The sequence below is a fragment of the Pseudoalteromonas sp. SG43-5 genome (assembly GCF_014164345.1).
Classification (GTDB): domain Bacteria; phylum Pseudomonadota; class Gammaproteobacteria; order Enterobacterales; family Alteromonadaceae; genus Pseudoalteromonas; species Pseudoalteromonas distincta.
On sequence record NZ_JACJFA010000001.1, the window covers coordinates 93938 to 119006 of the forward strand.

At 40.5% G+C, this 25069-nt stretch carries 20 protein-coding genes; 9 read left to right on the forward strand and 11 right to left on the reverse strand.

The window, feature by feature from the left end; translation table 11 throughout:
- Positions 1–5 precede the first annotated feature (5 nt).
- On the forward strand, positions 6–863 hold the full coding sequence (locus tag H5161_RS00385) for an MBL fold metallo-hydrolase (RefSeq protein ID WP_182696148.1): 858 nt from the start codon (positions 6–8) through the stop codon (positions 861–863).
- A gap of 216 nt (positions 864–1079) precedes the next feature.
- A complete protein-coding gene (locus H5161_RS00390; RefSeq protein ID WP_182696147.1) occupies positions 1080–1313 on the forward strand; it encodes a hypothetical protein in 234 nt (77 codons plus the stop codon).
- A 517-nt stretch (positions 1314–1830) separates the two neighbouring features.
- On the opposite strand, the gene H5161_RS00395 is transcribed toward H5161_RS00390, so the two are convergent.
- The 7 genes from H5161_RS00395 to H5161_RS00425 all read right to left on the reverse strand — a co-directional run bounded on the left by H5161_RS00395 (position 1831) and on the right by H5161_RS00425 (position 11410).
- Positions 1831–2505: a hypothetical protein gene (locus tag H5161_RS00395; RefSeq protein ID WP_182738153.1), complete on the reverse strand. Its 675-nt coding sequence runs from the start codon at positions 2503–2505 to the stop codon at positions 1831–1833.
- Positions 2506–2695: 190 nt separating this feature from the next.
- A complete protein-coding gene (locus H5161_RS00400; RefSeq protein ID WP_182768490.1) occupies positions 2696–3988 on the reverse strand; it encodes a HAMP domain-containing sensor histidine kinase in 1293 nt (430 codons plus the stop codon).
- Complete coding sequence (locus tag H5161_RS00405; protein WP_024596691.1) at positions 3985–4668, reverse strand: response regulator transcription factor; 684 nt, start codon at positions 4666–4668, stop codon at positions 3985–3987. Before H5161_RS00405 ends, H5161_RS00400 begins: the two co-directional genes overlap by 4 nt.
- Positions 4668–7856, reverse strand: coding sequence for an efflux RND transporter permease subunit (locus H5161_RS00410; RefSeq protein ID WP_182768491.1), 3189 nt, complete (start codon positions 7854–7856; stop codon positions 4668–4670). Before H5161_RS00410 ends, H5161_RS00405 begins: the two co-directional genes overlap by 1 nt.
- A 2-nt stretch (positions 7857–7858) precedes the next feature.
- A complete protein-coding gene (locus tag H5161_RS00415; protein ID WP_182768492.1) occupies positions 7859–9001 on the reverse strand; it encodes an efflux RND transporter periplasmic adaptor subunit in 1143 nt (380 codons plus the stop codon).
- On the reverse strand, positions 8998–10359 hold the full coding sequence (locus H5161_RS00420) for a TolC family protein (RefSeq protein ID WP_182768493.1): 1362 nt from the start codon (positions 10357–10359) through the stop codon (positions 8998–9000). Before H5161_RS00420 ends, H5161_RS00415 begins: the two co-directional genes overlap by 4 nt.
- Positions 10360–10492: 133 nt before the next feature.
- Entirely contained in the window at positions 10493–11410 is a 918-nt protein-coding gene (locus H5161_RS00425) for a LysR family transcriptional regulator (RefSeq protein WP_220493453.1), read from the reverse strand.
- 80 nt (positions 11411–11490) lie between these two features.
- On the opposite strand from H5161_RS00425, the gene H5161_RS00430 reads away from it, so the two are divergent.
- The 3 genes from H5161_RS00430 to H5161_RS00440 all read left to right on the forward strand — a co-directional run bounded on the left by H5161_RS00430 (position 11491) and on the right by H5161_RS00440 (position 14311).
- Positions 11491–12630: an alkene reductase gene (locus H5161_RS00430; protein ID WP_024597086.1), complete on the forward strand. Its 1140-nt coding sequence runs from the start codon at positions 11491–11493 to the stop codon at positions 12628–12630.
- A gap of 245 nt (positions 12631–12875) precedes the next feature.
- Entirely contained in the window at positions 12876–13640 is a 765-nt protein-coding gene (locus tag H5161_RS00435) for a DUF6515 family protein (protein ID WP_182768494.1), read from the forward strand.
- Positions 13641–13810: 170 nt separating this feature from the next.
- Positions 13811–14311, forward strand: a complete 501-nt coding sequence (locus H5161_RS00440; RefSeq protein ID WP_002962012.1) for an RDD family protein — start codon at positions 13811–13813, stop codon at positions 14309–14311.
- An 80-nt stretch (positions 14312–14391) separates the two neighbouring features.
- Here H5161_RS00440 and lptG read toward each other — a convergent pair whose 3' ends face one another.
- A complete protein-coding gene (gene lptG, locus H5161_RS00445; RefSeq protein ID WP_182768495.1) occupies positions 14392–15459 on the reverse strand; it encodes an LPS export ABC transporter permease LptG in 1068 nt (355 codons plus the stop codon).
- Positions 15456–16568, reverse strand: a complete 1113-nt coding sequence (gene lptF, locus H5161_RS00450; protein WP_002962016.1) for an LPS export ABC transporter permease LptF — start codon at positions 16566–16568, stop codon at positions 15456–15458. Before lptF ends, lptG begins: the two co-directional genes overlap by 4 nt.
- 309 nt (positions 16569–16877) lie before the next feature.
- On the opposite strand from lptF, the gene pepA reads away from it, so the two are divergent.
- The 3 genes from pepA (at position 16878) to H5161_RS00465 (ending at position 21894) form a co-directional block, all read left to right on the forward strand.
- Positions 16878–18389 carry a leucyl aminopeptidase gene (gene pepA / locus H5161_RS00455; RefSeq protein WP_024595639.1) on the forward strand — a complete coding sequence of 504 codons (1512 nt, stop codon included), beginning with the start codon at positions 16878–16880 and terminating at the stop codon, positions 18387–18389.
- A 149-nt stretch (positions 18390–18538) separates the two neighbouring features.
- The gene (locus tag H5161_RS00460; RefSeq protein ID WP_002962020.1) at positions 18539–18985 is read left to right on the forward strand and encodes a DNA polymerase III subunit chi; all 447 of its coding nucleotides are present in this window, start codon (positions 18539–18541) and stop codon (positions 18983–18985) included.
- Positions 18986–19038: 53 nt separating this feature from the next.
- On the forward strand, positions 19039–21894 hold the full coding sequence (locus tag H5161_RS00465) for a valine--tRNA ligase (RefSeq protein WP_182768496.1): 2856 nt from the start codon (positions 19039–19041) through the stop codon (positions 21892–21894).
- A 111-nt stretch (positions 21895–22005) separates the two neighbouring features.
- Here H5161_RS00465 and H5161_RS00470 read toward each other — a convergent pair whose 3' ends face one another.
- Positions 22006–23274: an outer membrane protein transport protein gene (locus H5161_RS00470; protein WP_182768497.1), complete on the reverse strand. Its 1269-nt coding sequence runs from the start codon at positions 23272–23274 to the stop codon at positions 22006–22008.
- 283 nt (positions 23275–23557) lie between these two features.
- On the opposite strand from H5161_RS00470, the gene H5161_RS20025 reads away from it, so the two are divergent.
- Positions 23558–23881 carry a hypothetical protein gene (locus H5161_RS20025; RefSeq protein ID WP_076914930.1) on the forward strand — a complete coding sequence of 108 codons (324 nt, stop codon included), beginning with the start codon at positions 23558–23560 and terminating at the stop codon, positions 23879–23881.
- Here H5161_RS20025 and H5161_RS00475 read toward each other — a convergent pair.
- Entirely contained in the window at positions 23841–25055 is a 1215-nt protein-coding gene (locus H5161_RS00475) for an HD-GYP domain-containing protein (RefSeq protein ID WP_182721155.1), read from the reverse strand. The genes H5161_RS20025 and H5161_RS00475 overlap by 41 nt on opposite strands.
- Positions 25056–25069 lie beyond the last annotated feature (14 nt).

Genomic DNA, 25069 nt, shown 5'->3' on the forward strand with positions numbered 1-25069 from the left:
GGTGTATGCCCCGCTTGCTACAAAAACTATTAACCACAGCCCTATTGTTTATAGGCTTTGCCACACAAGCCTATGAAATAGAAGACTTAGGAGATGGCTTACACCGCTTTATAGACGACAGACACCGCTCAGTATTTTTAATCACTCCTGAGGGTGCAATAGTTACCGACCCACTTAATAAAAAAGCCGCCACGTGGTTAAAGGAGCAAATTAAAACTCGCTATAACGTACCGGTAAAATATGTTGTATATAGCCATAATCACAGCGATCATATTTACGGCGCCGAAGTATTCAAAAGCCCGCACACCACTTTTGTGGCGCATAAACTCGCCGCGCAAGATATTAAAAACACACAAATGAAAACGGTAATGCCCAGCCTTACTTTTGATAACGAGCTACTACTTACCCTTGGTGATTCAACAGTAAAGCTTAACTACCATGGTCCAAACGATGGTCGTGGTTCGGTTAGTATATTATTCGAAAAGCAAAAAACCTTGTTTGTGGTTGATTGGATTGTTATTGGCAGAATGCCGTGGCAAAAACTGTGGAGTTACGATATTCAAGGCATGATTAACTCAACTCAAGCGGTACTCAAATATGACTTTAATACTTTTGTAGGCGGACATGCCGATATTGGCAGTAAAGCAGATGTAGCGCGTTACTTAAGTTATTTAGAGCTTTTGTATAGCCAAGTAACCGCAGGCGTTTTAGCCGGTAATACGCTTGACGAAATTAAACAAAATGTAAAATTAGACCAATTTAGTGACTTTAAACAGTTTGATGCATGGTTACCACTTAACATAGAAGGCGTGTACGAGCGTTTAATGGAAGAGTCTGGTATGGGTTGGCGCAGCGATTTATAAGTTTGAACTCAGTGGACTAAGCTCTGAGCTCTAAACTCAATATTGTAAGCATTGGTATTGGCGTATTTAACGCAGTACCAATGTACTTATTAATTAGTTAAATAGACGTCAAAAGCCATATAAGTCACCTTTACAATATCCTTACGTTTGCTTACAGCACTATACAAAAAAAAGTTTATCCTAGGCTTTGTGTTAAGCTACATAGGACTAATAAACATGAACTTATCTTTAAAAGTAGTTTTAGTAATGACGACCGCGCTTATTATGAGCGGCTGCACAGTATATCAACATGGTCCCAGTGCGCATAAACCACATAAAAAAGTCGTTAAAGTAGTTACGCCTGCTTTAGTAACTGAGCACAACTCTCCCAACATTGTGATCGTAAAAGCCAAGCCCACAAAACAAGCCTGCACTAAACACGATGATCATTGGCATTGTAAGGCTCGATAAAAACTCTTTGATTGAGTAAAATTAGCAATCTAAACGTTACTAATATCCGCTTGCGATCTTATTTTCAGCTACTTCCATACTTTTCTAAAATACTGAAAAAACCTGACTAGCAAAACTCGAAAGCATGGTTAATTAGCGTTCATACTTTTAATTTCCTCTATTGTGTACGGAAGGCTCTTCCTATGCGCGACTGAGTAGTAATTAGAGCATAACGGGATCAAATCTTTTATTGGGCAAACTACATTATTTTTAGTTATGTCATATCCAGTTAAAGCTCCTTTAAGTTCGCCTTTAACATAAGCATGGAGTATTTTCATTGTTTCGTAGCCACCACCTCTTTCAGGAGCAACTATTTTTAATACATTTCCTGAATCCAGCGATGGCTCTTAGACTCAACGAGAAAAGACTTTAAAACTTTAAACTCGATATCCTCCATAAGACTTCCGTGAGCTAATTAATAGCAGCAAGAGCAGGTTTACTTTAAGTGCTTTAAAACCGTTCATATTGATTGTTTATGCTAGATTTTTTCAGAATAGAACTTAAGGAAACGATAGTAAAACTCGGCTCTCCCACTATCACAAGATACTACCAAACTTCCGTCATATAAGTATTTAAGTGCATTTTCAACCGAAGCTTCAATTAAGTCTACCAACATCACAGGATTGACAATCGTAGACATGCTGTTATTTAGGTTATTAAAATCACCATCCCATGGTATGTCTGGATACTTTATCAAATCATCTGAATTTTTATCAAATACGAAACTATGATTTGGTTGGTTAGGTCGTTCAGCTTTCGATAAACATGATGCCGTATGCAAAAATGAATTTCTTAATGCATATAATGTTTTTGTATCTCTATCATTCTCAGAAAAACCACAAAAATAATATAGAGACTTTTTTATTGAGCTTGCATTAATGTCACTATAAGTAGGGATATCACTTCTTGAATAACAAAAACCAAGCTGATCTAAAACAGTGAATGCTGAAGCAAGGGGTAGAAAATTCTGAGAATATCTATAAAATTTAGCGTGCCTGATCTCTCCTATAACTAAAGGAAGAACAGATTGTATTTGTCCATGCTTTATGTCGTTATAGTCTCGAGCATTTAGATGAACAAATGCTAGTTCATTAAAAGTAAGCTCTTTTAGAACCTTATCTTTAATTGAATTATAATAGTCGATATATTGCATGTTACTCCATTAACCCTAATAATTTAGTAGCACATAATTCACGTGTATTTCCATTCGCGCTACACTCGCATCCTTTCTATTTATAGTTTTAGCAAATTACTTAACACATTACTATCACTAAGTTTTTTATATTCTCAGCGTTAAATTAAATATTTTTGAATGTAAAAAACCTAAGTATTAAGAAAGTCTATTAACTAAAATCGACCACCACTTCATAACGCCCAGGCATGTCGTTTACTTCGTATACCCAACCGTGTCGTTTTATTATTTTTTCGCTTAACTCTAATCCTAAACCGTAGCCAATATTAGCGGGCTTGTTTGTGTTATTAGCACTGTGTGGCGTATCTGTTTGTGCGCTGCTATTTACTATAATCACACGGCTACCCTGCTGAGTAATTCGCACTTGCCCTTGTTGTGTATGCTGATACGCATTACGTATTAAGTTAGTAAGTACAATGTGACATGCGGTAGCTTCGGTATTAATAGTCGTATTTTGGTTATCGGTATTTATAAGTACATCAACTTGTTTTGAATTGAGTAAATAATCGAGTTCGTTACTCAAGGTCGTTATTTTTTCGGCTAGGTTTACGGGCTCTGGTGCACTTTGCTGGTCGTCATTTCTGCTAAGCCACAATAACGTCTCGGTTAAATCGCTCATGGTTAAACCGGCGCGCTCTATTCGCTGCAGTGTAAGGTGTTGTTTATCGCTTAAAGGTGCTTTTTCGCTTAAGCGGTTAAGTAATTCAACGTTGCTACGAATAACCGAAATTGGTGTACGTAACTCGTGGCTCGCATAACTTAAAAAGCGCTGTTCTCGCTCAAGGCTGTCGTGAGCAGAAAGCAAGCTACTGCGTATTAACGTTGCCAAGGTATTTAGTTCGTTATAGGTAAAGTCGGGCGGCGTGTTTTGTAAATTCTTTTGATTTAACGACTTAGCCCAACCGCGTAGTGACTCTACTGGCTTAGCTATTTTTTTCATTACCATAAACAAAAAGAAGGTAAATAAAGCAATTGCCGTAACCCCTGTTAACGCTATCCATGCCAACTTTTTTATAGGTTTATCGGGTGAGCTTTGTTTTTTAAGGCGCTCTTTTTCAAGCATAATACGTGATACGTAACGGGGCTCCCCTGCAGGGTTTTGAAAATACGCTACAAAATAGAGGTCTTCCGGCATTGAAAAAAACGATGGTTTTACTTTGCTTTTTTGCAATACGCCAATCTCTGTAGGCTTTGTAAAGCGTTGCTGAATTTCGCTTGGCATGTCTTCCCAGCGACTCGCTATTTTAAAGCCAATCATTTCTGCAGGTTCACCGTTTTTAACCTCAGTAGATTGCGAAAGCGCATGCATTACGCCATTTAACCCTCGGTCTAAGCCATCAATAAAATAATTAACACTTAAAAACGAAAAACCAATTGCCATTAATGAACTTAAAAGCACCATGGTGGCAAAAAAATACAACCTCAGGCTGGGTCTAATTTTCATGCTTGTGTCCCATTTTTTAATTTTAGCGCAAACCCTACACTGGGTATTGTTTCTAGTACGGCTTGGCAATGCGCTTGCTCTAGCTGTTTACGCAAATGATGAATATGCACTTTTAAGCTATTGCTGTCTGGCTGATCGTCTCCCCATATTGCTTGCATAATTACCTGTCGGGTTACCGGTTTTTGCTGCTCTCGTACAAGCACTTCTAATAACTTAAAAGTAATGGGTGATAACTTTAAACTGTGCGCAGCCACTGTTGCTGTATGCGCGGTTAAATTAAGTGTTAAATTAGCAAAGGTAAGTCGCTTAACCTCTCCACTTTTACGCTTTGCTAATACTTGAACCCGCGCTACTAGCTCTTTCATCGCAAATGGTTTTACTAAATAGTCGTCACTACCGGCTGCAAACCCCTCTAGCTTATTGTCGAGGCTATCGCGCGCTGTCAGCATTAATACAGGTATATCAATGCCTTGCTCACGCAATGATTTACACATGGTTAAACCGTCCATTTTGGGCATGTTTACATCTAATATAATCATTTGATATTGATTACGTTCTATTAAATTTAAACCCATTACGCCATTGCTTGCATGGTCACACTCTATTGACTCAATTTCGAGATAATCAACAATGGTGGTTGCCAAATCTATGTCGTCTTCAACCAGTAGTACGTTTATCATTAAGAGGCTACTTCCTGCGTTTTATTTTTAGCACCTAGCGATATTAGCACAGCATCAATACCGCGTTTAGCATCGGTTTGAATCATCAATAATGCCGGTATAAGTATTAAGGTAATAACCGTGGCAAACAAAATACCGTAGCCAAGTGATGCCGCAGCAGGAATTAAAAACTGTGCCTGCATTGAGGTTTCGCTAAGTAGCGGCACTAAGCCTGCGTACGTCGTAATTGAGGTAAGTAATACCGCACGTAATCGGCTCGTACACGACTCAACTATGGCATCGTGCGTGCTCATGCTCTCTTCTTTTACTAGTTCGTTAAAGCGTGAAACAAGTAATAAGCTGTCGTTTACAACTACCCCACTGAGCGCCAAAATACCATTTAACGACAATATACTAATGGTTAAGTCGTTCCACCAATGTCCTAAAATAGCGCCCACAATGCCAAACGGAATTGCTACCATAATCAACATAGGTTGAATGTACGATTTAAGCGGAATAGCCAGCAACACGTAAATAACTAATAAAGCTGCTACAAACATAGTGCTCATTGAGCTGGTGGTTTCGCTTTGTTGCTCTGCCTCTCCTGCAAAATACACACTTAAGTTAGGAAATTGCTGTGTTAACTCAGGAATTAAGTCGCGCTTTAAGTTAGCAACTAACTCGTTTGGAGCAATCACGTTTTTATCTACTTGGGCGCTTAAATAAATTGCACGAAGTCCATCAATGCGGGTTATTTCATCTTGCTGATATTCACTGCTTACTGTGGCTACGTTAACTAAAGGGACAACGGTGCCATCGGGTAGGCGAATACGCGACTGCATTATATCGGCAGGTGTTTTACGAGCATCTTCTGGGTAGCGTACACGTACTTTAACTTCGTCTTTATTACGTTGGTAGCGCTGTACAACTGCACCACCAAAGGCTTGCAGTACTTGCTTTGATAAACTGGCTGTATCCATGCCAAGCGCGCGCCCTTGTGCATTTAGGGTAAATTTAAGCTGTGGCTGACCTGGGTTTAAGTTGTCGTCTATTCCGTTAACGCCTGCGGTATTTTGTAAGCGCTCCTTAAATAGTACGCCCGCCGCCATTACGGTTTCGTCGTCCCACGCTTTAAGCTCAACTTTAAAGTTATCAACCATTTTACGCGTGGCTAATATTTGTAATTTTTTACTGCCCTCAAGGCTACCTGCTACGCGCTGCCACTCTTGAGCAAATTCGCTTGCTGTAAAAGCGCCTTCGTTTAATAGCTCAACACTTACTTCACCGCTGGTGTCGCTGCTACTAATGACTTGTAGGCTGGTTATTTCGCTTTTGTCAGAGTTCAACTTAGTCATTAAGTTTTGCTCAGCTTGTAATGCACTTTGCTCAAGCGTTAGTAAGTTTGTGTTTGTTTGCCCATAAGCGGCGTCGTTTTGCATAACCAAATCGGCTGTTACGGTATCGCCTGCAATACTTGGGAAAAAACCAACTTTAACTGTGCCTGTCATCGGCATGCCAATAACTAATATAAAAAAGGCGATAAACGCAGCCACTACGGCGTATCTAAAGCGCAGTGAAAATTCAATAACCTTGCAGTAAATGTTTTTACTAAACCAGCTTAAGCCGCTATCAGCACCATGTTGTATTTTTGACCACAGACCTGCTAAGCCTTTTTTAACTTGGCGTTTAGTACTAATGTGGGCTAAATGCGAGGGTAAAATAAGTTTTGATTCAACAACTGAAAGCAGTAAACAAATGGTCACTACAGTGGCAAATTGAGAATAAATTTTACCTAAGTTGCCCGACACATTCGAAAGCGCTACAAACGCAGCCACCGTGGTTAACACCCCAAATATTGTTGGCACAGCAACCTTCATGGTACCTAAAACTGTATTATTTAATGTATCGCCATGCTTTTTACGTGTGGTGTAAATACTCTCGCCTACAACAACGGCATCGTCTACCACTATGCCCAGCGCCATAATAAAGCCAAAGGTGGTCATTTCGTTTATGGTTAGTGCGGTGTAGCCATCGGTCATAAAATAAAGCGTACCAAAAAATACAAACGGCAAGCCACCAGCAACCCACAGCGCTACGCGTACGTTTAAAAATATGGCAAGTATTACAAACACCATAATAATACCGGTCACCGCATTTTTAGTAAGTAGCGATAAACGCTCGGTGATCATGGTGCTTTTGTCGTGCCAGCTTTCAAGCTCTACATTTTGGGGTAATAAACCGCTTTCGTGCCATTTATCTATTACGCTATTAGCTTGCTTAACAATGGTAGTTATATCGCTGTTATCGCCCATTAAAATTTCAACGCCTACGGCATTTTGTTGGTTATAACGGCTTAATGAGTTGCTATCTTCGGCAAATGAGTCGGTAACGGTTGCTACATCTCCTAACTTAATTTGTGTGCCTGATGCGGTTGTTAACAATACAATATTGGCAAAGTCGCGCTGCCAGTAAGCTTGGTCGGCGGCTTTTAAGCGTATAATTTTACTGCTATCGCGCAAACTAGTCGAAAGCGGGCTTGATGACTCATTATTAATGACCTCACTTACATCACTAATAGTTAAGCCATATGCTTGTAATTTACCTTCGTCGATTTCTATGGACATCATCGGGTCGAGCACACCTGATTGCTCTACGTCGCTAATGCCTGATTGCGCTAATAAATCGGCTTTAAGTTTTTCACCCAGGTTTTGTAATGTATGGCGATCTGCATCCCCAAAAAGTTGCAGCGTTAATGCATGATCTTGCCTACGGGCTTTATCAATAACAGGTTGCTCAGCATCTGCCGGAAAGTTATTAATAGCGTCAACTTGGTTTTTAACGTCAACAAGTAACTCATCGAGTGAGTAATCAGTACTTTTTTCAATGCTTACATGGCTACCGCTAGCATCGGATGTAGAGGTAATACGTTTAATACCCGATACGGTTTCGAGCGCTTCTTCTATTTTTAACGCTATTCCTTCTTCGGCTTGCAATGCATCGCCACTGTCGTAAACCACCGATACCGAAATAGTATCTGGCTCTAAACTCGGAAAAGCCTCTTTACGTAAAGTCGTAAGCGACATAATACCCATTACAATCACACTAACTAACAATAAGTTAGCGGCAACAGAGTTATTTGCAAACCAATTAATAATACCGTGCAGCGGGTTATTATTACTGGGTATTTGAGGTGGTTGATGAGGGCTCATTATTATATCTCCTCAACTATTGGATTTACTTTCATGTCGTTTAAGTAACTAACAAGTGGGCGCGCCACCACTTTTAGATTTTTAGCACCATCTACTGGCGTAATATATACGTAATCCCCACGCTCAAATACTTTATTAGCGTGTGTGCTTACTAAGCTATTTTGATCATTTACGTACCAAATTAAGCCATCTTGAGATACCGCCGAAGCAGGCAGTTTTATTACGTTAGTTAACTGCTTACCGGCAATTTCTACCGCTAAAAATGTACCAGGCAGTAACGGCGTTGTTTGCTCAAACGGTTTATCTAAGGCAACAATTACGCTGCGTTGGCGCGAGCTGTCATCAAGGTGTTGCTCAAAACGTGCAATATAACCGTTCCATTTAGTATTAGTGGTTACATCAGTTAAAATAACATCGCCTGATTTATTATTTGCTAGGTTTTGCCACTGACTTAATGAAAGCGGCACCGTTATTTCTACTTTGTCAGTGCTGTTTAGCGTGGCAAGCGTATCGCCAATACTCACATAAGTACCTAAATCTATATCGCGCGATAAAATAACAGCGTCAAATGGTGCACTTAACTGGGTGTTATTTACATCACGCTGTGCGGTTTTAAGTGCATATTGTGCTTTATCGAGCGTAGCTTGCGCGGCTTCTAACTGCAGCGTTCTAAATACAAGCGGCGAGCTTGGCGCTTGCGTAACGCCTGAGCGATCCCATTCACGTTTTGCTTGATTACCTAAATCTTGTTCTTCTTGCAGTGCTAGTTTTGCATCAGCCAATGTTGCTTTTGCGCTAGCTAGAGCTTGTAAGTATTCGGTGTCATCAATTTGTGCAAACACCTGCCCTTTAGTTATTAAGTTACCGGTCGAAAATTGCTCGCTCATACTGGTTACTTCGCCTTTAACTTGTGCTTTTAAGCTAAGTGACCAATGCGCTTTAGCTTCACCGTGGCCGCTAACATAAGCCTGATAAGTGCTCGGAGCTGCATTAATTACCGATACATTTGGGGCAATAGCTTTAATAGCGGCTGGTTGTGGACTATTTGCTTTTTCAACCATTTTTTGACCGTTATACATAATAGCAAGCCCTATACAAACAATAGCAACAAGCGTTACAACAACCGGTGTTGGCGAAATTTTCATGACGATACTCCAAGGCCCAAAGCGAGGCCTAAATCTATGCGGTTAGTTAAAAGGGTGTAGTTTATTTGGCTAAGCTGCGCTTGCAGGTCGTATACTTTTTGTTGCACTGTTAGCAAATCTAAAATATCAACCAAACCTTGTTGATACTTACTTTGATAGTTACTAAAGCTGCGTTTAGCGCTAGCAAGTGCATTGCTAATTTGCAGTTGCTGCTCGGTTAATGATTGCTCCTGCCCGAGTGCATTTTCAACTTCGTTTACAGCACTTAGCAGCGTATCTTGGTACTGCCAAAACGCTTGCTCGGCATTTAATTTTGCAATATCAACTTGCGCACGCAGTGCTCCACCTTCAAATAAAGGGGCACTTAAACTGCCTAATAAACTCCACACTGGGCTGGTTAATAATGATTGGCTTGGCGTGCTTGCAAAATCACTCAGTGATGCCGAAAGCGAAATACTCGGTAGTAGCTCTTTGTACGATACATCAACCAAGTAATGCTTTGCCTGAATGTTGTAATAGGCACTTTGTAAGTCAGGTCGGCGCGCTAAATCTTGCTCTGGTAAGGTACTTAATGGCTCAATAACGCTTGGTAGAGTTAATGTACTTGGCAGGTTTTGAAGTTTATCAGTGCCTACAATTAGCATTAAAGCACGCTTTGCTTTTGCTATTTGTTCTTTGTAATCGGCAATGGTCGCGCGGGTAGATGCCGTGCTAGTACGGGCGGTATCAAGCGCTTCTAAATCACCTAACCCATATTGGTAGCGCTCTACAATACTTTGCTCATTATTTTGTAAAACAACTAAACGTTGCTGCTCTATATCGAGCAAATTTTGCTGCAAAATAATATTTAAATAAGTACGAATAACACTCGCTACTAATGTGTCTTTAGCACCTTGATAAGTAGCTTGGTTACTGGCAATAGTCATATCTTGCGCGGCTACATTGTCAGCAATTTTTTGCCATATATCAGCTTCCCAACTTATACCTACTGATGAGCTGTATTGCGTGCCTTCGGTTTTACTGCGCTGCGCGTCAAATCCTGCATCTACACTAAACCACTGACTTGCAGCAGTTACATCACGCTGCGCATAAGCTAGTTTTAATGCAACATGCACTTGATTAAACGATGGATTATTAGTAACAGCTTGCTCAATAAGCGAATCAAGCCCTTCTATATTCACCAAATCGGTAATGTAATTTACGTGCTGTGCGTTACTTTGCGTGTACTGCCAGTTTGTATGTTGTTTTAGCGACTGCTCAGTACTATTACCTTGATAGCTTGGCTGACTACTACATGCAGCAAGCGTACAACTAAGTGCAAGTAAAAAACCGGTTGAGTGCTTTTTAAAATAAACCATTTAACTATGCCTAATTCGTACTATTACACATAGCTTATTAGGTCGAGGGTTAAGGAGGGGTTAAATGATTTAATCTAAATATTGGGTTGCTAATTTAACAGTAAAAAGTAGTCACTTTAGATGTTTTATATCGTTATAAGTTTTGTAATTGCTCTATCAACCATTTATGAATAGGGCTGTTATTAGTACGCGGATGCCATGCGGCTATTACTTTAAATGTAGGGGGCAGAGCTTCTATTTTTAGCTGTTTAACTTTGCTGTTAGGTAATAATCTTGATGGGTAAAATGCGAGCATATCGGTTGTATATAAAATGTCGGGCACCGCAGAAAAACTTGGTACCGACATTACAATATTACGTTTTAGCCCTTGGCTTTCAAACCACTGATCGTGCGATCCGCGCAAATTTGCACGAGATGGCGACACCACTAGCTGTGGATGCTTTGCAAATTGCGCCAAACTCAAAGGTTCAGTGTAAGTAGTGTTACCTATACCGGTAATACACAAATGCTGTTCTTCAAACAAGGTGATATAAGAAAGATTGTCGGGTATAAATTCTGGAAAGCTTATCAGCAAATCAAGCTCGCCTGCCGTTATAAGTTGATTAACGTTGTCGGATGCAAAGTCGCGCACTATCAGCTTTAAACCTGGCGCTTCGCGGCGGGTAATATTAAATAATTGTGGCAATAAAGCCTGCGTGGCGTAGTCGGTTGCGCTTATGGTAAACACACCTTTATAAGTTTGCGGGCTAAACTGCTCGGGCTCTAGTAACGACTCTAATTGCTTTAAAATATGATTAACAGGCGTCTTGAGTCCTTGCGCTTTAGGAGTAGCAACCATGTTATTACCTTGGCGAATAAACAAGCGATCGTCAAATAAGTCTCGTAGCTTTCGTAGTTGCTCACTAATAGCTTGTTGCGTTAACCCCATTTTTTTGGCTACTTGTGAAAGATTTTGCAGTTCTAATAAGCTACTGAGTACTCTTAACTGTTTTATATCGAGCCGACTGATACCATTCATAATTGTATGCTGCACAAAAAAGTGTTGTTTCAAATTGTATCCTTAAATCTCTATGCTGCCAATGTTGCTTAACCACTATTTAAGCCTTTGTTTGCTTTATAAGAGAATTTAAAATGAAATCAGATTTAGTTAATACCGCTCCTTTATTCTCATCAATTGAGCTTGGCCCTTTTACACTTAAAAACCGTATTGTGATGCCTCCTCTTACTCGCTCTCGCAGCACTCAGCCTGGCAATATTCCTAATGAATTAATGGCTGAGTATTACTCGCAGCGTGCATCGGCTGGCTTTATGGTTACCGAAGGCACACAAATAGAACCTCGTGGGCAAGGTTACGCTTGGACCCCAGGTATTCACTCGCAAGCACAAATTGAAGGCTGGAAAAAAGTAACACATGCAGTACACGCTAAAGGCGGCGTTATTTTTGCTCAGCTTTGGCATGTAGGGCGCGTATCGCACGCCACACTACAACCAAATTCAGGTAAACCGGTTGGCCCTTCAGATATTATTGCTGACAATGTAAAAGTATTTATTGAAACCGCACCTGGTGAAGGCGCATTGGCTGACCCAAGTGAGCCTCGTGCATTAAGTACTACTGAGGTTGGTGAACTGGTAAACATGTACGCTCAAGCTGCACGCAATGCTTTAGAAGCTGGCTTTGATGGTGTGGAGCTTCATTGTGCTAACGGGTATTTAGTTAATCAGTTTATTTCTGAGCATACTAATAACCGTGACGATCAATACGGTGGAACGCTTAGTAATCGCCTGCGCTTTTTAAAAGAGATAGTTGAAGCGGTAAGTGACGTTGTAGGCTCTGATCGTTTAGGTGTTCGCTTTGCTCCTTTATTTGAAAGCACAGATGAAACACGAGTGTATTTAGGACTTGTTGAATCAAACCCTCATCACACTTATATCCAGGCCGTTAAAGTGCTTGAGCAAGCAGGTATTGCTTACTTATCGATTGCGGAAGCTGATTGGGATAACGCTCCCGATTTACCACAAGAATTTTATAAAGCAGTCCGAGCTGAATTTTCAGGGCGCATTATTTATGCAGGTAAATACACAGTAGAAAAAGCAGTGCGTATTTTAGGTGAAGGTTACGGTGACTTATTTGCATTTGGTCGCCCATTTATAGCTAACCCTGATTTACCAGAGCGTATAGCAAATAATTGGACGTTTAACGAAGCTGATGCAGCCACTATGTATGGCGGTACTGAAGTAGGTTATAGCGATTATCCTTTTTATCAAAAGTAATTAACCTGCAAAGCCAAGGAAGGCTTAATTACTAATTTCGTATCCATTTTTTGTGATACCACTAATCATTTTGGTGTATCAAAATATTCCTAAAATCGTCAAAAACTAGAGATTATGTCAAGAACCGTCAGTAAAATGTAAAAAGCTGTAAGCATAACTCCGTTTGCTGTTGTATGTCAGTTAACATTCAGTTTGAGCCGCTAGTATTGAACCCAGTTATGTAAAAACATAAACGAGGCAATACTATGAAACTTACTTTTTTACTACCTGCCCTGCTCGCTATTGGCGCAGTATCAGGCTCTGCGCTTGGAGCACAAAACGAGCGAGAGAATGATAAAAGCTTTAAACGCGATCACGACAAACGTGTTGAATATAAACGCGATGAACGCCGCCATGAAAAAAAGCAGCGTATTGAGCATAAAAAAGAAAAACGAGAAGACCGTAAGCAAGAAAAACGTAAACTTGCTAAGTACAAACAGGAAAAGCGTGAACAATACCGCTACAACCAGCGAAAATATAACTACTTAACAAGCCATCACAATTCAGTCGCTTACAGACAAAATCGATTTATAAACCATTTACCACGCAATAGCGCATCAATCAGATTTAATGGTATTTCGTTTACGTTTAACGACGGCCTTTATTACCGTAAAGCTAAAAGAGGCTACCATGTTGTTAAACCACCTAGAGGCCTGCGTATAAATACGCTTCCAAGAAATTACAGGCATTTTAAACACCATAATACGACTTACTACACTTATCAAAATGTGTACTACATTGCAGCTAATAATGGTTATACGGTTGTTGATGAGCCATCAACTCGCCTTAATCAGGCAATAAAAGTGGGTAATGTGAATGACTATAGCTTGGGCCAAACTTACGATTCATTGCCTCAGACAGCACAGGCCGTAATAATTAACTCACAGCAGTATTTTAAATACGGCGATATTTATTTTTTACCGCAAATAAGTGGTGACGACATAAAATACCTTGCTATTAAGCTAGGTTAAACTCGCTATAAATTAAAAGGCCTTACTGTAAATAGTAGGGTCTTTTTCATTCCCCTCCGTAGGTAGTAATTTACAGCAATAAAATCAATTCTCTCTAAACATTAACATGTCTTAGTATTTGTAAGCTTTTTTGTTAAACTAGCTCGCATATTAATAGTGAGAGTGTATTTATGTCGGGTGAGTTTCCACGTGCTGGTTTTTGGCGCCGTTTTGCGTCGTTGGTCTACGATACGTTAGCCATTATTGCGTTTGCGATGTTAACTGTAGTGCTGTATTTATTTGCAGTACAGGGGCTTATTTCTCTCGATGTAATTAGTTTAAATGGCGCAGAGGATGTATCTGCATTTATTCAAAATTCAAATCTTCTTTCGGGTATTCGTACCGCTCTTTTAATTATTGTTAGCTTAGTATTTTTTGGCTACTTTTGGACTAAAAGCGGGCAAACCATTGGCATGCGTGCATGGCGTTTAAAAGTACAAACTCTTGAAGGTAATTTAATTAGCTGGCCGCAATCAATTATCCGCAGCGTTAGCGCTTTACTCGGTTTAGGTAATTTGGTGGTGTTAGTCGATTTTAAAAACAAAAAAGCACTGCAAGATTACATCTCTAAAACAGAAGTTATTGCACTTACTAAAGAAGAAAACAGACGTATTTATAGTGAGCTTGATTAATACCAGCTTTCCAAAACTGGAAATTAAAAAGCAAAAAGGGTGACCACTGGACACCCTTTTTAATGCTTTGAATAGGTACTCTATACCCGTTTATTCATCAAATATGTCGCAAAACCTATAAATATAATACTGGGTAATACCGCCCCTATAATGGCAGGTATTTGGTAAACCATAACTACAGGGCCAAATATTTCATTAGTTAAGTGAAACACAATCCCCGTTACAACACCCATAATAATACGTGCGCCCATAGTAACGGTACGCAGTGGGCCAAATATAAACGAGAGCGCCACCAGCAGCATTACCGCTACAGATACAGGCTGCATAAGCTTACGCCACAGAGCAAGCTCGTAGGTACTGGTGTCTTGTTCGTTTTGCTCTAAGTAAGTTAAATACGACCAAAGCCCAGTAAATGAAAGTGACTCTGGTTTTACCGAAACAACCCCTAATTTTTCAGCGGTCAATTGTGAAGGGTAAAACTCTTCTGGTAGTTGCTCTGTTGTGGTTTTTTCGCTCGTAATAATAACCTTATTTACATCACGAAGTAGCCAGCCTTCTTTTCGGCTCAGTGCATCTTTTGCTTTAGTGATTTGGGTAAGCTCTAACGATTTGTCAAAGTGGTACATGTGTACCCCATTGAGCCTGCCGTTTTCGTCAACATCTTCAATATTAATAAAATTGCTGCCGTCTTTAGCCCATACACCTTTTTGTGTGTTAAATACATCGCCGCCATGTATTGCTTGGTTACGCATTTCTTTAGCGTGTAATTGCGCTTCAGGTGCACCCCATTCGCCAAGTGCCATCATGCATACAGCCATAAATATGGCCGTTTTCATCACAGAGCCAATTATTTGTAAGCGCGACATACCAGCCGCTTGCATCACTACCAGCTCACTGTTTGAGGCAAGTGCCCCCAACCCCGTTAAGCCACCAATTAGCGCAGCCATCGGAAAAAACACCACTAAATCGCCAGGTATTGTGTAAAGCGTGTAAAGCATTGCGGCCATTAAATCGTAACTGCCACGCCCTACCGACTTTAGCTGGTCGATAAACTTAATTAAGGTGCTAATACCAACAAGTACCAACAATGCAAAGCCGGTAGTTTGTAAAATACTGCGGCCTAAATACCAATCAAGCGTTTTCATCATGAGCCTAACTCCCGCTTAGTTACAACGGCTTTAAGCCAAGCGCCCAGCGGCCGCCCTTTTATAATTAATAATCCACCTATAAACAAGGCACTTAGGTGAATCCACCACAAGCCAATTGAAGGCGGAATTTTGCCATCTTCAACTGCAAATTTAGCGGCATTTAGTAAAATAAAATAGCCTAAGTACAAGCTTATAGCAGGCACTAGTTTTGCAAATTTACCTTGACGAGGATTAACCACACTTAGCGGTACTGCCAGTAAGGTAAGTAACGGAATTGATAACGGAATAGCGAGTCGCCACTGCCATTGAGCAATAGATTCTGGAGTATTAATGGCGAGTAATTGATTAGTAGGCACAGCCTCTAATTTACGGCGTTGATGCTCTATTTCTTGTTCTCGTATTTGTACACTGTAACCATCAAATTCTGTTAAATTAAGTGCAGGCGTTGTGCCATCTGTTTCGTAGCGCTTTCCATCAGTAAGCACGAGCTGTTGCTCACCATTTACGGCTTCAACCACAACACCTTGTTCTGCATATACTAAGCGCGCTAGGTTGCCTTTTTCGCTATCGGGTAACTGTGCAACAAATACCTTATTGAGCTCTTTGCCACCCTTTTCAATATTATGAATAAATACCACGGCTTTTTCGTTACCGGTTTCTTGGAACCGCCCAGCTCTGAGTGCAGATAACCCCGCATCGGCTTTGGCTTGTTCTTTTAATTGATACTCTTGCTCGCTTGCCCACGGCGCAATATACATAGTCAGTGCTGCGGCTAATATAGCAAGCCCTACACTTGATATAAGTGTTACGCGCACAACATACCATTCACTTACGCCACAGGCTTTAAGTACGGTCATTTCGCTATCGGCGTAAATACGGCTGTAGGCTAAAATAATGCCTAAAAATATACTCAGCGGAAGTATTAGCGAGGCTAGTTGTGGAAGTTTTAGTGCAATCATCGATAGCACTAATTTAGCAGGAATGCTGCCCTCAGAGGCATCACCTAAAATACCAACTAACTTTTGTGACAAAAATATTGTCATCAAAGTTAAAAATACGGCGACCTGCGATTTTAAAACCTCAGCGGTCAAATAACGGAAAATTAGCAATGCTCGCCCCTGTTAAACATGGAATTTCACTACGATAGTGAGAATTGAATAGTTAAATAGCTATTTTACCCAATTAATACCGGCAAATAGGCTATTATTATAAGCCATCAAAATTAATTATCCTACCTAAGTGCACGATATAATGTTGCATTAGTAGCCCTTAAGCATATAAAGTTCAATTACACAGTAAGAGTCTAACAAAATCAGCTAAAATAAGAATTATCCTTACATAAGTTACGTAGATAAGACTAGAAAATACTTTTTTAGCCCCAACTTAGTAACTTAAACGACTCAAAACCAGGAGTAACAATGGAATTTAACGTAAAAAGTGGTAGCCCAGAAAAACAGCGCAGCGCATGTATTGTGGTTGGCGTTTACGAGCCACGTAGGTTATCCCCCATTGGTGAACAACTCGATAAAATTAGTGATGGTTATATCTCTAATTTACTTCGCCGTGGCGATTTAGAAGGTAAGCCAGGCCAAGTTTTATTATTGCATCATGTACCTAATGTATTAAGCGAGCGCATATTGCTTGTTGGTTGTGGTAAAGAGCGTGAGCTTGATGATAAGCAATATAAACAAATCATTTCTAAAACTATTAATACCTTAAACGAAACGGGCTCTATGGAAGCAGTCTGCTTTTTAACAGAGCAACACGTTAAAGGTCGCGACACCTACTGGAAAGTACGTCAGGCAGTTGAGACAACGCAAGACTGCTTATATACGTTCAACCAACTGAAAAGTAAAAAAGTAGACCCTCGCCGTCCACTGCGTAAAATGGTGTTTAACGTACCAACACGACGCGAACTAACTATTGGCGAAAGCGCTATTGAGCATGGTTTAGCCATTGCAGCAGGTAGTAAGCTATGTAAAGACGTAGCTAATATGCCACCAAATATTTGTAATCCTGTGTACTTAGGTGAACAAGCACAAGAGCTAGCAACTGATTTTGACAACATCACTGTTGATCTTATTGACGAAAAGCAAATGGCAGAACTTGGTATGAATTCTTACCTAGCTGTTGGCCGAGGTAGTGATAACGAATCGATTATGTCGATTATTAACTACAAAGGCGCCGCTGATGACCAAGCCCCTATTGTACTTGTTGGTAAAGGTCTAACGTTTGATTCAGGCGGTATTTCATTAAAACCAGGCGAAGGCATGGACGAAATGAAATACGACATGGGCGGAGCAGCAGGTGTTATTGGGGCAATGCGTGCACTTGCACAAATGCAATTGCCGATTAACGTTATTGGTGTTTTAGCGGGTTGTGAAAACATGCCTGGCTCAAATGCGTATCGTCCAGGTGATATTTTAACAACAATGTCAGGGCAAACAGTTGAAGTATTAAACACCGACGCTGAAGGCCGCTTAGTATTATGTGACGCACTAACATATGTTGAACGCTTTAATCCAGATACGGTTATTGACGTAGCAACGCTAACTGGCGCGTGTATTGTAGCCCTTGGCGCGCATGCTACTGGTTTACTATCAAACCATAACCCACTTGCGCACGATTTATTAAAAGCGTCTGAGCAAAGTGGCGACCGTGCATGGCAGTTACCGTTATGGGATGACTATCAAGATCAACTAGAAAGCCCATTTGCTGACTTTACGAACTTAGGTGGACGCTCTGCGGGTACTATTACTGCGGCATGTTTCTTATCTAAATTTACTAAAAAGTATAATTGGGCACATTTAGATGTTGCCGGTACAGCGTGGCGCAGTGGCGCTAAAAAAGGCGCAACGGGCCGTCCTGTTCCTATGCTTACTCAGTATTTATTAAATAGAGCGGGTGTAAGCGAAGCTACGCACGATTAATAATCTATTTAGCTATTTATAAGGCGCCATTTGGCGCCTTATTTATTTGTGTATTAATTGAAGCAAACCCCGTTATATGGCAAAATCTGCCTCTTAATTTGTGTATATCAATTTGGTATACATTCAATGTCATGGGAAACCCCGATACAATGAACATGAACGCTAAATTTTTCGTTCTAAAGCAACAAGATGAGTCTAAAGCGAAGGCTGACGATCATTTTGCATTGGCAGCTCAAATTGCGGCCGATCAGTATCGAAATGGGCAGCGTGTGTTTATTTGTGTTAACGATAACGAAGCAGCCTGTGCCATTGATGAAATAATTTGGGCATTCGATCCAGATAGTTTTGTGCCACATAATTTACAAGGTGAAGGCCCTAAAGGCGGCGCACCTGTAGAAATTGGTATTACGCCACCTGTTGGCAATCGTAAAGTTTTAATTAACTTGGCTACTCAGTTACCGGATTATATTCGTCGATTTAACCAAGTTTTTGATTTTGTACCCGTAGAACCAGCTGCTAAGCAAGCAGCCCGCGAGCGTTTTAAAAAGCTACGCCAACTCGGTGCCAATCTCACCACGCAAGATATTAATAGCTAGCCAATCAGGCAAACTAACCAACTAATTTAAGTACTTATTTAAGGTTCTGTGTAATGGATAAAACCTACAATCCGCAAGATATTGAACAGTCTCTATATCAAGACTGGGAACAAAAAGGCTACTTTAAGCCATCTGGCCAAGGCGTACCATATTCAATTATGATCCCGCCGCCAAATGTCACTGGTAGCTTACACATGGGCCACGCCTTCCAAGATACAATAATGGATACCCTAACGCGTTTTAAACGTATGCAAGGTAACAACACATTATGGCAAGTAGGTACTGACCACGCAGGTATTGCAACGCAAATGTTGGTTGAGCGTAAACTGCATGCCGAAGAAGGCAAAACACGCCACGATTTAGGCCGCGAAGATTTTATTAATAAAATCTGGGAATGGAAAAAAGAATCTGGCGGCACTATCACTAAGCAACTTCGTCGCCTTGGCGCATCGGTTGATTGGGATCGTGAACGCTTTACCATGGATGATGGTTTATCTGAAGCTGTTAAAGAAGTGTTTGTACGCCTCCATAAAGAAAACCTAATTTACCGAGGCAAGCGCCTAGTAAACTGGGATCCAAAATTACACACGGCTATTTCTGATCTTGAAGTTGAAAACAAAGACAAGCAAGGCCACATGTGGAACTTACGTTACCCATTAGCTGATGGCGTTACAACACAAGACGGAAAAGACTACATAGTAGTAGCAACAACACGTCCTGAAACCATGTTGGGTGACTCAGGTGTTGCAGTAAATCCTGATGATGAGCGCTACACAGATTTAATCGGTAAAGAGATTTTATTACCCATCGTTAATCGTCGTATTAAAATTGTTGCTGACGAACACGCCGATAAAGATAAAGGCACGGGCTGTGTAAAAATAACCCCAGCGCACGACTTTAACGATAACGAAGTGGGCAAGCGTCATCAAATGCCTATGATCAACATTTTCGATAAAGACGCAGCTATTCTTACCCAAGGTGAAACATACACCTTTGACGGTAAAGAGCTTGAGTTTGATGCACCAATACCTGAGCGCTTGCACGGCCTAGATCGTTTTGCAGCGCGTAAAGCAATTGTGGCAGAATTTGAAGAACTAGGCCTACTTGAAAAAATTGAAGACCATGGTTTAACGGTTCCTTACGGCGATCGCTCTGGTGTGGTAATTGAGCCACTGCTTACCGACCAATGGTATGTACGTGTTGCACCACTTGCTGAACCTGCAAAAGACGCTGTTAAAAACGGCGACATTCAATTTGTACCTAAGCAATACGAAAACATGTACTTCTCGTGGATGAACGACGTACAAGATTGGTGTATTTCACGCCAGCTTTGGTGGGGTCACCGCATTCCAGCTTGGTACGACAGTGAAGGCAATGTATTTGTTGGTCGCGACGAAGCCGAAGTTCGCCGTGAAAACAACATTGCAGATAACGTAACGCTAAGCCAAGACGAAGACGTACTTGATACGTGGTTCTCATCAGCGCTTTGGACGTTCTCTACACAAGGTTGGCCTGAAAATACCGATGATTTAAAAACCTTCCACCCGTCTGACGTGTTGGTAACTGGTTTTGATATTATTTTCTTCTGGGTTGCGCGCATGATTATGATGACGCTACACTTTGTAAAAGACGAAAATGGCAAACCACAAGTTCCGTTTAAAACCGTATATGTAACGGGCTTAATACGTGATGACAATGGCGATAAAATGTCTAAGTCAAAAGGTAACGTACTTGACCCACTAGACATGATTGACGGCATTGAACTTGAAGACCTAGTACAAAAACGTACTGGTAACATGATGCAGCCAAAACTTGCCGCTAAAATTGAAAAAGATACGCGTAAAGTATTTGCAGGCGGTATTGAGGCACACGGCACCGACGCCCTTCGCTTTACACTTGCTGCAATGGCATCTACCGGTCGTGATATTAACTGGGACATGAACCGCCTTGAAGGTTACCGTAACTTCTGTAATAAATTATGGAACGCGAGCCGTTACGTATTAATGAATACAGAAGAGCAAGACTGTGGTTTTGCAAACGATGCACAAAAAGAGCTTTCATTAGCTGACCGCTGGATTTTAGGTCAATTTGAGTCAACAGTTAAAACATACACTGAACACCTTGATAACTATCGTTTTGACTTAGCTGCTAACACGCTTTACGAATTCACTTGGAACCAGTTCTGTGATTGGTACTTAGAGCTAACTAAGCCGGTATTATTTAAAGGTAATGAAGCACAGCAACGTGGTACACGTAATACACTTATTACCGTACTTGAAAGCTTACTGCGTTTAATGCACCCAATGATGCCGTACATCACTGAAACTATTTGGCAACGTGTTGCACCTCTTGCAGGCCTTGAAACAACAAACACCAGCATTATGGTTCAGCCGTTCCCTGTATATAATGAAGCAAGCGTTGATGCTAAAGCGATGGACGACTTAGAGTGGGTTAAACAATTCATTTTAGCTATTCGTAATATTCGTGGTGAAATGGATATTAGCCCAAGTAAACCGCTTAGCATATTACTTGCTAATGCATCAAGCGACGACGTGCGCCGTATTGAAGAAAACAAATCATTTTTAGCATCACTTGCAAAAATTGAAGAGTTTACAATGCTTGAAAACAAAGACGACGCACCTGCATGTGCAACGTCTTATGTTGGCAACCTTGAGATCATGATCCCAATGGCGGGCTTAATTGATGTAGAAGCCGAGCTTTCACGTATTAATAAGCAACTCGAAAAAGCAGAAAAAGGCCTAGCACAAGTGCAAAACAAACTCGCTAACGAAAAGTTTGTTAATAACGCACCTGAAGCGGTACTTGCTAAAGAAAATGCAAAACTGGCTGAGTTTAGCGATGCTAAAACTAAGCTACTTGAGCAAAAAACTAAAATAGAAAGTTTATAAGCTTTCGTAAAATGCCTATTAACACTATTTAATAGGCATTAAAAAAGCCGCTCACTTATTGAAGTGAGCGGCTTTTTTGTGCCCTGTGATTAACCACAAGACACTTCTACATTAAAACTTGTAGTTGTACTGAGCGCCAACTAGTACTGCGTGACCTTTAGATTCAAAAGCCCACTGACTACCTGAATCATCAGTTTCTGTAAACGTTTGTGTTTTACCACGGATGATACTTACACCAAGATCAACGTTAGAGTTTTGATCAATTGTGTAGTTACCGCCAAACGAGAACCAAAAGCGATCGGTATCAGGAATAGAGATTGATAGGTGCGTTTGTGATACTGGAGACTCATCAAATGCAACACCGGCACGAAGTAGTAAATCTTCGTTGTATTGGTAATCAGCACCTACAGAGTATCTGAAAGAGTCATCAAACTGCTCTTGCTTTTCAAACGCAACAAACTTATCACCAGTTGGTAACGTTACTTGTGCTTCTAGTGATTCAAAGCTGCTCCAACCTGTCCATAATACACTGTAATGTAGGCCTAACTTATCATCTAACTGATGTGAGCCAGAAAACTCAGCAATAGCTGGTAGTGTTAGATCAACAGCTCCTGGTAGCTTAGCGCCGCCTGTACCACCAATAGCTGCTGGTAGATCGTTTGAGAAGTCACCATCAAATGTGATGTCTGTTTCGCTACGATAGTTAAAACCAAAACGGCTGTTATCATCTAGCTGGTACATTAAACCAACGTTTAAACCAAAACCAGTATCATCACCTTGAAGGTTTACAGCATCAGCACCAAAATCAATACCGCTTGCATTAGCACCCACTTTACGAATAACAGTTGCATCAGCATAAATAGCGTTTAAACCAATACCAAAGCTGAATTGCTCAGTTACTTTATAAGCAACGCTTGCATTAAGGTTAACAGTAAAGATTTCTGTTTCGCCAGCAATTTGGCCAGCAACGTATTCGTCGTTAAACTCTGTAGATAAACCAAAGTTAGAAAATGCGCCAAAACCAATCGATACTTTATCGTTGTAAGGCATAGTAAAGTAAACAGCAGGTACTACAGCACTTGGTGCAATGCTGTCGTCATCTAATGCACTTGGGTCAATACCGTTATTAGTACTTTCGCCTTCAATACTTACATCTGGAATTACACCAATAGCAGCAACACTTAGTTGTTTATCTTTAAATAAAGTCATTAGTGCTGGGTTACGTGCAACTACAGACGCATCGTCTGCGATAGAAGCTTCACCAGCGTATGCACGGCCTAAACCCGATGCATTTTGCTCTGATAATTGAAACGCAGCTGCAAAGCTATCAGCTGAAACCAATGCAAGCGAAGCTGCAATAAGAGTTTTAGAAAATTTCATTGTTGAGTCCTTAACCAAACTGACTGTCTGGGTACTATGTGTGTTGTTATTAGGATTTGAAACTTTGCTACACTACCTTAATTTTTTGTAAAAAACTCTATGAATGCGTCAAAAAACAGCAAAAAACATGTTATTTAACGACATTTTAACAACTATTTAAAACTCATCGGATGAGAAATGTGTTATTAGAGTTAAAGCTCTAATTGTAATTAATTATCATTTAGATTGACTTGAAATATATAGCAAATTACACTCACTATAAAATCGCAAAGGAAGTAAAACTGTGATCATTTTATTTATTATTACAGGGCTAATATTTTGTGGGGCGAGTGTATTTTGCTTTTACAAAGCAAACTACTGTGCATGCACTCAAGCAGGACAATGCGATAACCCCGTAAACCATTATTGGCTTGGAGCAATGTTAAATGCGTTGATCTCTTTAGGACTGTGTTGTTTTGCATTGCACGTAGAGTTAGGTACTTTGCTATGGCTAACACTGATGGGAAGTTGTTTTTTGGGTGCGTTTATTTCTGCAAAACAAACTAAAAAAAGGCAATGCAGTAAAACTAGTTCAACAAATGCTCTTTTAGCAGGCGAGACAAATTAATCTGATAATCAAGAGGTTTAACACTCGCTAGTATTTTAAGCTCTTGGGTGTGCTCACTTAAATCTATGTCTTTAGGTGTAACATGATGATTATGCTTAGCATTATAAAATAGCTTAATTTTAGGTTTAATAGGATTTAATACGTTCCCTTCAAGCACTAAGGCTAAACGTTCATTCGTTAATTTTACAATAGTTCCTACCGGATGGACCCCTAAACACTTTATAAAGCGCTGAACTAACTCACCATCAAACAAGTGCTTATTGGCTAATAAGTAGCGTAATGCATTAATAGGCTCATCACCCTCTTGGTGCATTCTATCGGCTGTCATAGCATCGTACACATCTACAATTGCCATTATACGCGCCGGGCGACTTAACTTTTCAGCCTGCAGGCCTCGCGGATAACCAGAGCCATCTAAACGCTCATGATGATTTACTATCATATCGAGCATAAGGGGAGTTATACCCTTCTCACCTTTAACTAAACCTAAACCTTGGGCAACATGCTTTTTAATTGCTGCTAGCTCGTTATTACTTAGTTTAGTTGGCTTGGAAAAGATACCCTGCGGTAATTTAGCTTGGCCCAAGTCATGAAGTAACGCCCCCATTGCAAGCTCTTGTACAACAGCTTTTCCATACCCTAAGTATTTAGCAAATACAGCAGTAAAAATGGCGCAGTTGATCATATGCCGCCAGTTATAGCTATGTTTGTCTTTTATACGAGTAAGAATAGTCATAGCGTTAGCATTACGAAAAACTGAGCTGACTATCTCGCTGGCAATTTCATCAAGCACTTTTATATTAACACTCAGGCCAGATGTTAAATCGCCATATAATGATTGTAACTTTCGGCCATGCTGATCGTAATTTACAGTCGCTTTAGCAAACTCCTGTTCGATAGAAATAGCTATAGATGTTTTTTCTACTTTTTTTTGGCTATTAGATGTTTTAGGTGCGCTTTGGGGCTTATATTTGGCAGGAACTGGCGCATCACCTTTAGTAAAATCTATAAGCAGCTCGAGCACCCCTTCAGACACTAAACGCTTAATAATAGATTTGTCGCGCACCAAGCCACTGGTCTTAATTTTTATGCTATTGATCCCCTCGTGTTGCTTAGTAACGCTATCAACGTACATACCAGGGGTGAGCTCAGACACAGGCAAAGTAATTAGCATAAAGGTGAGATTTT